General features: G+C 56.6%; 15 protein-coding genes and 1 other annotated feature. Of the genes, 4 read left to right on the top strand and 11 right to left on the bottom strand.

The features are described from left to right. The first annotated feature begins 209 nt into the window (after window positions 1–209). Window positions 210–1,139: a LysR substrate-binding domain-containing protein gene (locus tag FND52_RS01510; RefSeq protein ID WP_125292368.1), complete on the top strand. Its 930-nt coding sequence runs from the start codon at window positions 210–212 to the stop codon at window positions 1,137–1,139. A gap of 1 nt (window position 1,140) precedes the next feature. On the opposite strand, the gene cobT is transcribed toward FND52_RS01510, so the two are convergent. The 7 genes from cobT to dacD all read right to left on the bottom strand — a co-directional run bounded on the left by cobT (window position 1,141) and on the right by dacD (window position 7,517). Then, window positions 1,141–2,187, bottom strand: a complete 1,047-nt coding sequence (gene cobT, locus FND52_RS01505) for a nicotinate-nucleotide--dimethylbenzimidazole phosphoribosyltransferase (protein ID WP_144129100.1) — start codon at window positions 2,185–2,187, stop codon at window positions 1,141–1,143. Between the two features lie 11 nt (window positions 2,188–2,198). Beyond that, the gene (cobS, locus tag FND52_RS01500) at window positions 2,199–2,939 is read right to left on the bottom strand and encodes an adenosylcobinamide-GDP ribazoletransferase (RefSeq protein WP_144129099.1); all 741 of its coding nucleotides are present in this window, start codon (window positions 2,937–2,939) and stop codon (window positions 2,199–2,201) included. A gap of 24 nt (window positions 2,940–2,963) precedes the next feature. Next, window positions 2,964–3,911, bottom strand: a complete 948-nt coding sequence (cbiB, locus tag FND52_RS01495; RefSeq protein WP_144129098.1) for an adenosylcobinamide-phosphate synthase CbiB — start codon at window positions 3,909–3,911, stop codon at window positions 2,964–2,966. 141 nt (window positions 3,912–4,052) lie between these two features. Further along, on the bottom strand, window positions 4,053–4,385 hold the full coding sequence (locus tag FND52_RS01490; protein WP_125292372.1) for a DUF496 family protein: 333 nt from the start codon (window positions 4,383–4,385) through the stop codon (window positions 4,053–4,055). 164 nt (window positions 4,386–4,549) lie between these two features. Further along, a complete protein-coding gene (locus FND52_RS01485; RefSeq protein WP_125292373.1) occupies window positions 4,550–5,608 on the bottom strand; it encodes an FUSC family protein in 1,059 nt (352 codons plus the stop codon). Between the two features lie 123 nt (window positions 5,609–5,731). Continuing rightward, a complete protein-coding gene (sbmC, locus tag FND52_RS01480; RefSeq protein ID WP_125292374.1) occupies window positions 5,732–6,205 on the bottom strand; it encodes a DNA gyrase inhibitor SbmC in 474 nt (157 codons plus the stop codon). A 148-nt stretch (window positions 6,206–6,353) separates the two neighbouring features. Beyond that, window positions 6,354–7,517: a serine-type D-Ala-D-Ala carboxypeptidase DacD gene (gene dacD / locus FND52_RS01475; RefSeq protein ID WP_376749919.1), complete on the bottom strand. Its 1,164-nt coding sequence runs from the start codon at window positions 7,515–7,517 to the stop codon at window positions 6,354–6,356. A 214-nt stretch (window positions 7,518–7,731) separates the two neighbouring features. On the opposite strand from dacD, the gene sbcB reads away from it, so the two are divergent. Then, window positions 7,732–9,156 (top strand): exodeoxyribonuclease I, encoded by a 1,425-nt coding sequence (sbcB, locus tag FND52_RS01470; protein ID WP_144129096.1) that lies wholly within the window; start codon window positions 7,732–7,734, stop codon window positions 9,154–9,156. A gap of 53 nt (window positions 9,157–9,209) precedes the next feature. On the opposite strand, the gene FND52_RS01465 is transcribed toward sbcB, so the two are convergent. From FND52_RS01465 to FND52_RS01450, 4 genes are all read right to left on the bottom strand, one after another. Next, window positions 9,210–10,571: an APC family permease gene (locus FND52_RS01465; protein WP_151605348.1), complete on the bottom strand. Its 1,362-nt coding sequence runs from the start codon at window positions 10,569–10,571 to the stop codon at window positions 9,210–9,212. Continuing rightward, complete coding sequence (yoeI, locus tag FND52_RS22060; protein ID WP_125292509.1) at window positions 10,561–10,623, bottom strand: membrane protein YoeI; 63 nt, start codon at window positions 10,621–10,623, stop codon at window positions 10,561–10,563. The genes FND52_RS01465 and yoeI overlap by 11 nt, the downstream gene beginning before the upstream one ends. A gap of 229 nt (window positions 10,624–10,852) precedes the next feature. Then, the gene (locus FND52_RS01455) at window positions 10,853–11,770 is read right to left on the bottom strand and encodes a LysR substrate-binding domain-containing protein (RefSeq protein ID WP_144129095.1); all 918 of its coding nucleotides are present in this window, start codon (window positions 11,768–11,770) and stop codon (window positions 10,853–10,855) included. A 40-nt stretch (window positions 11,771–11,810) separates the two neighbouring features. Further along, entirely contained in the window at window positions 11,811–12,635 is an 825-nt protein-coding gene (locus tag FND52_RS01450; RefSeq protein ID WP_144129094.1) for an SDR family oxidoreductase, read from the bottom strand. 192 nt (window positions 12,636–12,827) lie between these two features. Here FND52_RS01450 and hisL point away from each other — a divergent pair, with 192 nt between their 5' ends. Continuing rightward, window positions 12,828–12,878, top strand: a complete 51-nt coding sequence (gene hisL, locus FND52_RS01445; protein ID WP_001364200.1) for a his operon leader peptide — start codon at window positions 12,828–12,830, stop codon at window positions 12,876–12,878. Continuing rightward, window positions 12,854–12,976, top strand: a sequence feature (His leader region). Its footprint overlaps the gene before it by 25 nt. A 79-nt stretch (window positions 12,977–13,055) precedes the next feature. Then, entirely contained in the window at window positions 13,056–13,955 is a 900-nt protein-coding gene (gene hisG / locus FND52_RS01440) for an ATP phosphoribosyltransferase (RefSeq protein WP_125292380.1), read from the top strand. Window positions 13,956–13,957 lie beyond the last annotated feature (2 nt).

The raw sequence follows: 13,957 nt of genomic DNA, 5'->3' as shown, positions 1-13,957 counted from the left end.
TCGAGCTATTGTGTGCGGCAGCGCACCGTTTGAGCGTGCCGCGCTCACATTTTGAACGCATAAATGGAAGGCTGAGAGGCAGTTTCAGCTCTCTCGATGAGAAGCGTTTTCATTAAATACTGAAAACGTGAAGCCGGGCAGGTTTATTGTAACAACAGTGTTAAATTGTATTCAAAACTGACGTCGCGTCGCTGATAAGGAAAATCGTCATGAATTCCATCTTTACCGAAGAGAATCTGCACACCTTCACTATGGCCGCCCGCTACGCCAGTTTCAGCAAGGCTGCGGATGAGCTGGGCGTGACGACCTCAGCGGTGAGTTACACCATCAAGCGCATTGAAACCTATCTTGACGTGGTGCTGTTTGAGCGTAATACCCGCAGCATTGAGCTGACCGAATCGGGGTTTTACTTTTATCGCAAAGCTATCGATTTGCTGAATGACTTTCACGCGATCAAGCGCGGCATTGACACCATTGCCCAGGGCATTGAAGCCCGGGTGCGGATTTGCATCAACCAGCTGCTTTATACGCCGCGCCACACCGCGAAGCTGCTGCAAATCCTCAAAAAGCAGTTCCCGACCTGCCAGATCACCGTTACGACCGAGGTGTACAACGGGGTATGGGATTCGATTATTAATAACCAGGCCAATATTGCTATCGGCGCGCCCGATACCCTGCTGGACGGCGGTGGGATTGATTATACGGAAATCGGCGCGGTGCGCTGGGAGTTCGCCATTGCGCCAACCCACCCGCTGGCGCTGATGCCGGAGCCGATCACTGAAAGCCAGCTGCGGCTGTACCCAAATATCATGGTGGAAGACACCGCCCACACCATCAATAAAAAAGTCGGCTGGCTGCTGCACGGACAGGAAGCGATTCTGGTGCCGGACTTCAATACCAAATGCCAGTGCCAGATACTGGGTGAGGGCATCGGCTTTTTACCGGCCTATATGGTGAAAGAGCCCAAAGAGCATGGGCTGCTGGTGACCAAAACTATTCACAACCCGCGCCAGGATTCGCGAATGCTGCTGGCGACGCAGCACGCCGCCACGGGGCAAGTGACCCAGTGGATCAAAAAGCAGTTTGCCCCGGACGGCGTGCTGACGGCGATTTATCAGGATTTGCTGTGGCGCGAGTAAATCACAATTCGATATTGCTCTCTGCCAGAGTGCCCATCCCGGTATAAATTGCGCAGGCGGCGTCCACCAGCTGCATCGCCAGCGCCGCGCCGCTGCCTTCGCCGAGGCGCATTCCCATATGCAGATACGGCTCAAGACCCAGCGCGTTTAACGCAATGGTCGCGCCCTTTTCTGCCGAGAAATGTGACGGGATCAGATAAGGTTTTACCCCGGGCGCGATTTTGCAGGCCGCCAGCGCCGCCGCGTAAGACAGGAAGCCGTCCAGCACCACCGGCAAACCGCAGCGCGCCGCGCCGAGGATAGTGCCGGTCATCCCCAGCAGGTCAAATCCGCCGACTTTTGCCAGCACGTCCACACCGTCGCTGGCATCCGGCTGGTTCAGCGCAATCGCCTGCTGCACTACCGCCACCTTATGGGCGATTTTGTCCGCCGGGAAGTTGGCACCAAGACCCACCACATCGGCAGGAGACGCATCGGCCAGCACGCTGACCATCGCCGCTGCCGGGGTGGTATTCGCCATGCCCAGTTCGCCCACGCCAAACACCTTCACGCCGCGCTCCGCCAGCTCGCAGGTATGGGTAATCACGCTGACCAGCAGCGCGTTCGCCACCTGGCGCGACATCGCAGGCTCACGGGCGATATTGCCGCTGCCGCGCGCTACTTTCAGGCTGAAGATCCCCGGCAGCGGATCGCTGTCGATGCCGATATCAATCACATGCACATCCGCCCCTGCCTGTTTCGCCAGTACGCACACGCCGGTGTTATTGCGCAGCATGTTCATCGCCTGGATGGCGGTCACCACCTTCGGCGAAATGGTCACCTGCTCGTCATAAACGCCGTGGTCGGCGCACATCACCAGAATGGCTTTTTTTGCCTGCTGCGGCTTGCCGTAAAACCCCGGCATCCCGGCCAGCTGCACCGCCAGACTTTCCAGTCGGCCCAGGCTACCCGGCGGCTTCAGCAGGCCATCAAGATGGGTTTGCGCCTGGCGCATGGCGTTATCGTCAAGAGGGGGGATTGCGTTAATCAGTGAGGCCAGTGTTTGCATGTGTGTGCTCGTTATAAAAGGGCAATGAGAAAAATGACTTCGCCCAGCTCAATGGCTGCGCCAAGGGTGTCGCCGGTCTGGCCGCGCAGGGTGCGTTTGATGGCAAAACCGATCAGCGCGATGGCAATGGTGGCAATAAGCCACGCCAGCAGGCCGCCGCCGGGAAGCAGAACCAGGCACAGCACTGCGCTGGTCGCCAGCGTTATCGCGGTTTGCGCCAGCGTGACTTTGCCGATAAAGATATTGCCGAGGCCGTTGTCGCGGGCGTAGCGCTGGCGATACATCAACAGCACCACCGCGCCGCGCCCTACCACGCTTGCCAGAATCAGCACCGGCAGCATCGAGTAGCCGCGCAGCGCCAGTTCGTTCACCACCAGCACTTTCGCCAGCAAGACAAAAATCAGCCCCAGCCCGCCGTGAGTGCCAAGGCGGCTGTCGCGCATGATCTCCAGCTTTTTCTCGCGGATACGGGCAGAGAACAATCCGTCGCAGGTATCCGCCAGGCCATCCAGATGAAAGCCGCCGGTCAGCAGCGCCAGCGCCAGCACGTAAAACAGCGCGGCCAGCGGCGTACCGCACCAGGGGGCGAGCAGCATAAACACCGCGGCGGCAATCGCGCCGAGCACCAGGCCCACCCACGGGAAAACCACAATGCCGCGCGAATACTGGTCCAGCTCCAGCCCCTGCGACCAGCGGTAAGGCACCGGCAGGCGGCTCATAAAAGCGAGGGTGGCAAAAAAGGTCCGTATCATTTTCTCTCCAGGATGCCTGAACAGTTAAAACAAGAGATAAAGCAGGCTGAATAACGCCAGCGCCAGCAGCGACGCAACGTTCATCAGGCGAATCGTCGCCGGGATGTCGTCAACGCTCACTTCGCGCGTCGCATCGCCGATCCAGGGTTTCTCGACCCGTTGGCCAAAATAATCGTTGGGTCCGCCAAGCCTGATCCCCAGCGCGCCTGCTACCGTGGCTTCCGGCCAGGCGCAGTTGGGGCTGCTGTGATTGCGGCGGTCGCGCCAGCCAGTGCGCAGCGCGGATTGATAATCATTGCCGCACAACGCTGCCGCCAGCGCCAGCAGCAGCCAGCTGATACGCGCCGGAATAAAATTGGCGATGTCATCCATACGCGCCGACACCATGCCTATCGCCCGGTATTTTTCATGCTTATAGCCGACCATCGAATCGAGGGTGTTTACCGCTTTGTAGGCCATTGCCAGCGGCGCACCGCCCAGCAGCAGGAAAAACAGCGGCGCAATTACCCCATCGACGCTGTTTTCAGCCACGGTTTCCACCACCGCGCGGGTGATTTGCGGCGGCTGAAGTTGAGAGGTATCGCGCCCGACGATCCATGACAGTTTTTCACGGCTCTGGGCCAGATCCCCTGCCCGCAGCGGTTTTTCCACTTCGCGCGCGGCATCGCCCAGGCAGCGCCCGGCCAGCATGGTGTAGATCATCCAGATTTCCAGCGCCACACCCAGCCATGGGTTTAGCCCGTACGCCAGCGCCAGTATGCCCCAGGACAGCGCCCAGGTTGCGCCCACCACAATCAGCCACAGCAATGCGCCGCCCAGCTTCAGGGACAGATCGCTACGGCAGACGCGGCGCACGGCGCGCTGCACCAGATTAATAACCTTGCCGATTACGCGGATGGGATGCGGCCAGTGTTGCGGATCGCCAAGCCAACAATCGAGCAGCCAGGCTGCCCACCAGATGAAAAGCGTCATCAGGATTTCCCGTCGCGCCAGTGATAAGTGAGTAGAGGAAGTTGGGTTTCAGTTACCCGGAGCCGTGGGATACGCGCCCCGGTTGACTAACGCAGAATGAAAAACGGCGGCATGGATAACCCTTGCCGCCGTCTTACTGAATCATTCTTTGATGTCAGGTACTTTCAGTTCGCCCATGACCTTGAGCTTTTTGGAGATCTCACGACGCTCTTTAGACAGCTCGGCGTTTTTGATGATGTAGTCATCCACGCGATCTTCATAGTCGGTTTTCATGCTGGCGATGATGCCCTGAATGGCTTCAATGCTCATACCTGGCTTGATGTAATCGCTCAGGTTGTCGAGCAGCAGCACGCGTTTCTGGTTGTCACGGATCTTCTTCTCTACGTCCTGAATTTCGCGTTGCAGTTTGTTTTTACGACGGAACAAACGCACGAACTCCAGTACGTCCTGGAATGAAGGTTTGCCATTTTCCATATTTACACCCCTGATAATTGAGACTCTGATTCGTTCACAAGCCGCAGCGTCAAACATAACCGGCAACGGCTGCGCATGACAACGGTTAATACCCTACCCTAATCATACGCTGAATTCCTGCTGAATCGAAACCAGCAATATATCCATGCTGTTTCGTATGGTTTTTATTTACGCAATGCCCGGCAGATCAGGTTAGATAACAGCTCCAGCTGACGCGCCAGTTCAAGGCTTAGCCACACGTAGCCGTGAATCGAGGTTTCATGCAGCGCGCTGCCCTCGTCCTGGTGCATCATCTGGCGCAATTCGCCGACAATTTCCGCCAGCCTGGCGTTATTGGCCGCCACCGGCGAAGGGTTACCTTCGTACAGCGCCTTCGACAGCGCCGCCAGGGTATGGTGGGTCATCTGCTGGGTTTCGCGCAGGGTATGCGCGTTAATCATCACAAAATGGCTTTCCCGCGTCGCCCAGTGCGCGTTGAGCTGGAGTTCCAGGGTACAAACCAGATTGCGGCTGACGGTCTGGATCGCCTCGAACACCGATTTCTGAATATGGGTTTCTTTGCTGGCAGGCACAATCAGGGCACGCATTTTCACCACGTCGCTCAGCATGGCGTGCAGCGATTTATCAAGCCGGGGCCGTTCTACCAGATTAGGCGAAAACCCTGCCTGCGACAGCCGGGTGAAGGTATGGGCGAATGTCGCCATCTGGATGCGCCAGTGAATGAACGCGCGCTGGGGATAGATGCTGGTAAACAGCATCGCCAGCAGCGACCCTAAAATAACGTCGCCGCTGCGCCACAACGCGATTTGCAAATCCCCCGCCGGCGCGCCCACCACCACGGAAAGCGTAATGCCTATCAGCAGCGCCTGGTAAGGCCGTTTGCCCAGAGTAAGGTAGCCGCAGATAAACATCGCCAGCGCGCACCACAGCAGCATAATCGGTAAAGAAATCAGCTCCAGCTTCAGGGCGATCAACCCCACCGACGCGCCAAAAATCGTCCCGCCGATGCGCTCAAAGGCGCGCGGCACCACGTTGCCCCAAAACGAGATCGGCCCCATCACTACCACCAGCGTAATCAGCGGCCAGGTGCCTTCCGGCACATTCAGCAGGCGGACCAGTAAAAACGTCAGCGTAAAGGCCAGCGCGATACGCACGCCGTGCACCAGGCGGTAATGACGATAAAGCCGAATTTCGAAAGGGCTTAATGATTTATCAGGACGCACACCGGCTCTCCGCATGAAAAAACCCGCATTGTACCGGGATTTTGCCGTCTGGCATCAACACATCGGGTTAAACGCGCCGTTATTGCGGCGAATAACGGCGACGTCAAGCCAGCCTGGGGCGAATTACTCGTGTTTAGGTTCAACCGGCACGAACATATTGATGTCCCAGTAACCATCCGTTGAGCCGTCGTTCAGGTAGATTTCGAAGCAGGGTTTAGGGGCGATTTGATACTTCACGTCTTCCAGCAGGCTATTGAAAAACAGACGCCAGGGCGTTTCAAAATCGTGATTTTCAACGCGCGCCTGCGCCACCGCATATTGCCCGCCCGCCACTTCGGTTGCCATCACGCCTTCACTGTTGGCGGGGATGGCAAAATTTTCCGGCACGGTGACGGCGGTATCGCAGCGCAGTTTCTCTGCGGGCACCACGTCCGGGTTATCGTAATAAACGGCAATCCACTCCAGCGGCTGGATTTGGTTGCCGTCCACCCACATCATCAGTTGCTCAAACCCCTGAGGAACGGTTTTATCCCAGGGGCCAACTAAATGAAACCCGGCAATGCGACGGGTTTCGGCTTGTTGAATCTGATAATCCATGATCGTTCCTTGCTGTGAAATAACTGTATATGCAAACAGTATTATACGTTTTGCACCGGCGCTCTAAAGCATAGTTTGCTTAATTTGTGAGCGCACTCGCGTAAAAGTCGTTTTCAGAGAACGATGGGGTTAAGTCACTGTTAAGGCTTTAAAGTTTATGGTGCAGGTAATCACTGAAGCGCGAGAACATGCCGCCTTTTTGCACCGCGTTAAGCGTCACCAGCGGCCAGTGGGCCACCAGCTTATCACGGTCATAAAGTTCGATTTCCCCTACCCGCTGCTGTGCCGCCAGCGGCGCTTCCAGTTCAGGCTTGTCCAGTACGTATTTGGCTTTGATATTCGCCACTTCGGACTTCGGCAGGCTGAGCCAGAAATCACGGTCGGTACCCACTTCAACGTTTTCAGCGTCCCCGTACCAGATCCGCTCGGTACCGACTTTTTTGCCTTTATGGAGGATCTGCACGGTATCAAACTGGCTTTGTCCCCAGTGCAGCAGTTTGCGGGCCTGCTCCTCACGGCCTTTCGGGCTCTCCGCGCCCATCACCACGGCGATTAACCGGCGTTGGCCATCCACGCTGGAGGCAATCAGGTTAAACCCGGCACCGGAGGTATGGCCGGTTTTCAGGCCGTCTACGTTGAGATTTTTATCCCACAGCAGGCCGTTGCGGTTCTGCTGGGTGATCCCGTTCCAGGTCAGGCTGCGCTCGCTGTACATATGATAAAACGACGGTTCGCCGTGGATAATCGCGCGCGACAGTACCGCAAGGTCATACGCGGAACTGTGCTGACCCGGCGCATCAAGGCCGTGCACGGTTTCGAAGTGGGTGTCGTGCAGATTCAGCCTGTGGGCATAGTCATTCATCATTTTGACAAACGGCGCTTCGCCGCCCGCAATGTGATCCGCCAGCGCCACGCAGGCGTCGTTCCCGGAGTCAACAATCAGCCCGCGGCTCAGATCGTGGACCGTGACGCGATCCCCGGCCTTTAAAAACATCAGCGACGAACCGGCGAATACCGGATTGCCATACGCCGATGCATCCGCGCCAACGGTCACCACGTCATCTGGCGTGATGCGGCGACTGTCGATGGCGCGGTCCACCACATAACCGGTCATCAGTTTGGTGAGGCTTGCCGGGTTGCGCTGCTGATGCTCATTGCCTGCTGTTAAAATTTGGCCGGTGGTGTAATCCATCAATACCCACGCGCCGGCTTGCACCTGCGGCGGGACGGGCATAACGGCGAAAGTGGGTTCTGCACTGGCGTGGGCAGAAAGAAAAGCGAGCAAAGAAGCGGCAATCAGGCGGGTTTTCAACAGCATATCCTCGTTTGTGTTTTTTTGTCCGCGCCTGTTTTACGGAACTTCGTATGTAAACGCATTCATTAATTGCAAAAAAGTATGACTGTGAACACATTTATCGGAGTAATACGTATCCGCCAGCATGAAAAACCATCGTGATTTTCTTCTGAATAGACAGCCAATCGTTTACCATTAACGCCAGTTTTTGACCCCTTCAGGATGGTGACCGGTGACTGATTCCGCAGCACAGCCGACTTTTCTTTTCCACGATTACGAAACCTTCGGCACCCGCCCGGCGCTGGACCGCCCCGCGCAGTTCGCCGCAATACGTACCGATATGGATTTCAATATCATCGGCGAGCCTGAGGTGTTTTATTGCAAACCGGCCGATGACTATCTGCCGCAGCCGGAAGCGGTGCTGATTACCGGCATCACGCCCCAAATTGCAGCGGCGCGCGGCACCCATGAAGCCGATTTCGCCAAACGCATCCATGATTTATTCACCGTGCCGAACACCTGCGTGGTGGGTTACAACAACGTGCGCTTCGATGATGAAGTCACGCGTAACGTGTTTTACCGCAACTTTTACGATCCCTATGCCTGGAGCTGGCAGAACCATAATTCGCGCTGGGATTTGCTCGACGTGATGCGCGCCTGCTATGCCCTGCGCCCGGAAGGCATCAACTGGCCGGAAAACGACGACGGGCTGCCGAGCTTTCGCCTGGAGCATCTTACCGTCGCCAACGGCATTGAGCATGCCAACGCTCACGACGCGATGGCAGATGTGTACGCCACTATCGCGATGGCGAAACTGGTGAAGATCCAGCAACCGCGGCTGTTTGAGTACCTGTTCAGCCACCGCAACAAGCAAAAGCTGGCGACGCTGATTGATATCCCGCAGATGAAGCCACTGGTGCATGTTTCCGGTATGTTCGGGGCATTTCGCGGCAATACCAGCTGGATCGCACCGCTGGCGTGGCATCCGGACAACCGCAATGCGGTGATTATGGTGGATTTGGCGGGCGATATGTCGCCACTGCTGGAGCTGGATGCCGATGCGCTGCGTGAACGGCTGTATACCGCTAAAAGCGAGTTAGGTGATGACGCGGCAGTGCCGATTAAGCTGGTTCATCTGAATAAATGCCCGGTGCTGGCGCAGGCCAATACGCTGCGCCCGGAAGATGCCGACAGGCTGGGCATTGACCGCCAGCGTTGCCTGGATAACCTGAAAATCCTGCGCGAGCGCCCGGACGTGCGCGAAAAAGTGGTAGCCCTGTACGCTGACGCCGAGCCGTTCGTACCGTCAGACGATGTGGATGCCCAGCTGTATAACGGCTTCTTCAGCGACGCCGATCGCGCCGGGATGCGTATTATCCTGCAAACCGATCCGCAGAACCTGCCGGCGCTGGATATCAGCTTTGTGGATAAGCGCATCGAGAAACTGCTGTTTAACTACCGGGCGCGTAATTTCCCCGGCACGCTGGATCACGAAGAGCAGCAGCGCTGGCTGCGCCATCGCCAGGCGCGCTTTACGCCGGAATATTTGCAAAGCTACGCCCAGGAACTGGAGATGCTGTACGGACAGTACGAAGGGGATAAAGAGAAAATCGCTCTGCTGAAGGCGCTGTATCAGTACGTTCAGGACGTACTGTAAGTTGGACCCAGACCACAAAAAAGGCTCCCGAGGGAGCCTTTTTGTTTTCGCCATTACTGCGCGATATCTTCGTACTGCGGAACCGGGTTGCGGAAGCTTTTGGTCACGCAAGCCAGATAGACCAGGCCAATGCCCGCCCAAATCAGGCCCAGCACCATGGAGCTCTCTTCGAGGTTAATCCACAACGCACCCACGGTCAGCGCGCCGCAGACCGGCAGCACCAGGTAGTTGAAGTGGTCTTTCAGCGTTTTGTTACGCTTCTCGCGGATCCAGAACTGGGAAATCACCGACAGGTTAACGAAGGTGAACGCCACCAGCGCACCGAAGTTAATCAGCGCGGTCGCAGTAACCAGGTCGAAGTTAATCGCCAGCAGGGCAATTGCGCCAACCAGCAGCACGTTCCACGCCGGAGTGCGCCATTTCGGGTGCACATAACCGAAGAAGCTGCGCGGGAACACGCCGTCGCGGCCCATGACGTACATCAGGCGAGAAACGCCTGCGTGCGCCGCCATACCGGAGGCCAGTACGGTGATGGTCGAGAACACCAGCACGCCGAACTGGAAGGTTTTACCCGCAACGTACAGCATGATTTCCGGCTGGGACGCGTCAGGATCTTTGAAGCGCGAAATATCCGGGAAATAGAGCTGCAGGAAGTAGGATGCGCAGATAAAGATCAGACCGCCGATCAGCGCCGTCAGGAAGATGGCTTTCGGGATCACGCGCTCCGCGTCTTTGGTCTCTTCCGACAGTGAGCTGATGCCGTCAAAGCCCAGGAATGAGAAGCACAGGATGGTCGCGCCGGTAATCATCGGCACCACGTGCGCGCCTTCGCTCCAGAACGGACGGGTGCTGGCCAGGGTACCCGCGCCTTCGCCGTGCGCTACGCCGTAGACAATCATGCCCACGATAACCGCCACAATACCCATCTGCAAAATAACGATCAGGGTATTAAAGTTGGCCACGCTCTTAATGCTGCGCAGGTTGGAGATGGTCATAAAGGCCACCAGCGCCACCACGAAAATCCATGATGGAACGGAAGGCACCAGCGCTTCGAAGTAAATTTTCGCCAACAGGATGTTGATCATTGGCATGAACAGGTAGTCCAGCAGCGATGACCAACCCACCATAAAGCCAACGGTCGGGCTGATGGATTTCTGGGCGTAAGTGTAGGCCGAGCCAGCGGACGGGAAGCGCTTAACCAGCTTACCGTAGCTCAGCGCGGTAAACAGGATAGCGACCAGCGCAAAGGCATAAGCCGTTGCGACGTGACCATCCGTGAGGCCCGATACGATACCGAACGTATCAAACAGCGTCATCGGCTGCATATAGGCAAGGCCCATCATGACAACCGGAATCAACGTAAGCGTTTTACGTAATTCCACGCGAGAGGTGTTTGGAGTAGCGTTATGCGACATGGTCATCCCCCATTACGGCGAATGCCGTCGCAAAAGCAAAAAATTGCCCCATTTTTTGGTTTCCTCAGCGACAACAACTGTCGATTTTTAGTAAGTATCTATCCGGTACGAAGCCCGGCCTCTTTGATTTGAATGACGTGTTTGTTGCAAAAAAATAACCGACGCTCTTAACGTCGGTTAGCTTTAATTTTTGCAGGCGGCGTATTTTGCCCATTTTGGATTGCAAAGACAAGACGTTGAGAGCCTCATCACGCATTTCTTTTTAACTGCGCACAATATGCTCAAACGGGGTCAGATGGGGAAGCATACAGCGCCATGATTTCCGGGCTGGCGAGAATGTTTTCCCGCCACCAGTCGCAGGCTAATCCTTCGGTCTGTTCGTTCCAGCCTAACCATACCGAAACCGCGCCCAGTTCAGGTATGACGCGTTTTTCGATTAACGCGCCGGAATCGATAAAACGCTGCGCCATAAAGCGCGGTAAATAGCCACAGGCGAGGCCGCTAATTTGCAATTCCAGCTTGGTTTTAAAATCAAATACCGTAATGACATCCTGTTCATCCAGCACCATGGTGGCAGATGACAACGCCGGACGGCCATCTCCGATCACCGCCGTTCGATGCCGTTTAATATCCCGACGGTTTAACGGTTCGGGAGATTGTGACAAGGCATGGTGGGCAGCAACCACAAACACGCTTTCCAGTTTTCCCAGCAGTTCGTAACCAAAACCGCTCAGCGTAGGTGGGGGATGTAGAGCGCCAATAATCAGGTCGGCATGCCCCTGAGTTAATGCGTCCCAGGAGCCGCCCTGGATGCCATTGACAAACTTCAGTCGCGTCACGTTGCAGTTGGCAAAGAACTTTTCGATCAGCGGAGCGAGAAGCGAAAAAGGGAACGCATCATCAACGCCGATGCGTAGCTCCTTTTCCCAACCCTGGTGCAGTTTAACCGCCTGCTTTTCCAGTTCACGCACCGTATACAGCACTTCCCGCCCGCGCTCCAGCAGCATCTGGCCGGTGCGGGTAAACTTCGCCCGATGGCCGCTGCGGTCGAGCAGCGTGATTTTCAGGTCGTTTTCCAGCTTGTGGACGGTATAACTCAGGGCGGAGGGTGTTTTGTAGAGTTTGGTCGCAGCGGCGGCGAAGCTGCCCTCTTTATCGAGGGCATCAAGAATAACAAGAACATCCAACAGTGGTTTCATATGCGCCCCCTGCGTTGCGCCTGATAACCCGTGCTGGATGTTACTCCATCGGCATCACTAACGGGTCAGGGTACTGGTATTCAAAGCCGAGTTCATTACAGATTCGGTTTCCGTCAATTAATTTGCCACTCCCCGGCTGGGGGCTGTCGCTGAAATGCGGCGGCTCCAGGCCGAGCTGGCGGGCCATCACCGGGTAAAATTCTGCGCGGGTCGGATGACGCGGCGCACATATATTATAGACGTGACCGCCTTTGGGAGCCTGGAGCAGCAGGGTAATCGCAGCGACAACGTCTTCCAGATGCACCAGATTCACGCCGTGGTTGCCGTTGGGGCCGCTTTTACCGGCAAAAAAACGCCCCGGATGACGGCCCGGCCCGACCAGGCCCGCGAGGCGCAGAATATCCACCGAGGTGCCGGGCAAGTTATGCAGCCAGTCTTCCAGCTCTTTCAGCGCTCTGCCGCTTTCAGTTTGCGGATTGCGCGGCGAGGTTTCTTTGAAGGTGCCGTCGCCATCGCCATACACCGAGGTGGAGCTGGTAAAAATGATGCGCGGGATGTTATGGGCCAGCGCGCTGTCGACGATCTCCTGTACCGCCTGGAGGTAGAATTCACCGTTGCCGCCGGTGCGCCGGGCCGGGAGCGTCAGCACTAACGCATCGACATCCAGCAACGCGTCCAGGTCGTCGGTATCGCACACCAGCTCCGGCTGTAGCTGGAGCTGGAACGCCTCTACGCCGCACATCCGCGCCGCCTCCACGCCGTCGAAAGTGGTTTTGCTTCCCGTCACCTGCCAACCGCGCGCGTTAAGCGCCAGTGCCAGCGGCATACCCAGCCAGCCTAATCCGACAATCGCAACTTTTTTCATCTCTCCTCCTGTCATCCCTTGTTACCCTGCGCATCCCCTACTGTGCAGTGTAGGCTACGCCAGCCATACGCTGCTGACAATTCACCTGTTGAATACGAAACGGCGATTGATGAAAAAAAGGGCTTGCCAGTTCGGGCGTATCTGGTTTAGGGTAAATGTCACAGTTTGAATAATCATTCATCAGAGAATTTTATGACGCGCGTTCAGTTTAAACACCACCATCATCACCATCACCCTGACTAGTCTTTCAGGCGATGTGTGCTGGAAGACAGTTAGATCTTCCAGTGGTGCAGAACGCAAGAGAAAGCCCCCGGAAGATCGTCTTCCGGGGGCTTTTTTTTACCCCAACGTTCAGGGTAATCCGGTGTAGTAAAACAGATAACGCACAACACAATTCAGGGTTTACGAGGAAAAGAGAAGATGACCGACACCAACCGTTTACGCATAGCTATTCAGAAATCTGGGCGTTTAAGTGATGATTCACGCGAATTGCTCGCGCGCTGCGGCATAAAAATTAATCTCCACACCCAGCGCCTGATCGCTCTTGCCGAAAACATGCCAATCGATATCCTGCGCGTGCGCGATGACGATATTCCCGGCCTGGTGATGGATGGCGTAGTGGATCTCGGCATCATCGGCGAAAACGTGCTGGAAGAAGAGCTGCTGGACCGCCGCGCCCAGGGCGAAGATCCGCGCTACTTCACTCTGCGCCGTCTCGATTTCGGCGGCTGCCGTCTTTCCATCGCCGCGCCGGTTGACGAGCCGTGGGACGGCCCGCAGGGCCTGAACGGCAAGCGTATCGCCACCTCCTACCCGCACCTGCTCAAGCGTTATCTCGATCAAAAAGGCGTTCAGTTCAAATCCTGCCTGTTGAACGGCTCGGTAGAAGTGGCCCCGCGCGTCGGCCTGGCGGACGCTATCTGCGATCTGGTTTCCACTGGCGCAACCCTGGAAGCCAACGGCCTGCGTGAAACCGAAGTGATTTACCGCTCTAAAGCCTGCCTGATCCAGCGCGACGGCGAGATGCCGGATGCTAAACAGCAGCTGATCGACAAGCTGCTGACCCGTATCCAGGGCGTGATTCAGGCCCGCGAATCCAAATACATCATGCTGCACGCGCCGACCGAGCGTCTCGACGAAGTGATTGCCCTGCTGCCGGGCGCGGAACGCCCGACTATTCTGCCGCTGGCGGGGGATCAGCAGCGCGTGGCGATGCACATGGTGAGCAGCGAAACCCTGTTCTGGGAAACCATGGAAAAACTGAAGTCGCTGGGTGCCAGTTCGATTCTGGTGTTACCGATTGAGAAGATGATGGAGTAACG

Origin of the sequence: Atlantibacter subterraneus, from assembly GCF_007570865.1 — a bacterium.
GTDB lineage: Bacteria > Pseudomonadota > Gammaproteobacteria > Enterobacterales > Enterobacteriaceae > Atlantibacter > Atlantibacter subterraneus.
The sequence above is the reverse complement of the archived record's forward strand: the minus strand, read 5'-3'. Positions and strand labels throughout refer to the sequence as shown.

Coding starts and splice junctions, on each gene's coding strand:
- FND52_RS01510 (WP_125292368.1), top strand. CDS start 210: ATGAATTCCATCTTTACCGAAGAGAATCTGCACACCTTCACTATGGCC.
- cobT (WP_144129100.1), bottom strand. CDS start 2,187: ATGCAAACACTGGCCTCACTGATTAACGCAATCCCCCCTCTTGACGAT.
- cobS (WP_144129099.1), bottom strand. CDS start 2,939: ATGATACGGACCTTTTTTGCCACCCTCGCTTTTATGAGCCGCCTGCCG.
- cbiB (WP_144129098.1), bottom strand. CDS start 3,911: ATGACGCTTTTCATCTGGTGGGCAGCCTGGCTGCTCGATTGTTGGCTT.
- FND52_RS01490 (WP_125292372.1), bottom strand. CDS start 4,385: ATGGAAAATGGCAAACCTTCATTCCAGGACGTACTGGAGTTCGTGCGT.
- sbmC (WP_125292374.1), bottom strand. CDS start 6,205: ATGGATTATCAGATTCAACAAGCCGAAACCCGTCGCATTGCCGGGTTT.
- FND52_RS01465 (WP_151605348.1), bottom strand. CDS start 10,571: ATGTCGCATAACGCTACTCCAAACACCTCTCGCGTGGAATTACGTAAA.
- FND52_RS01455 (WP_144129095.1), bottom strand. CDS start 11,770: ATGAAACCACTGTTGGATGTTCTTGTTATTCTTGATGCCCTCGATAAA.
- FND52_RS01450 (WP_144129094.1), bottom strand. CDS start 12,635: ATGAAAAAAGTTGCGATTGTCGGATTAGGCTGGCTGGGTATGCCGCTG.
- hisG (WP_125292380.1), top strand. CDS start 13,056: ATGACCGACACCAACCGTTTACGCATAGCTATTCAGAAATCTGGGCGT.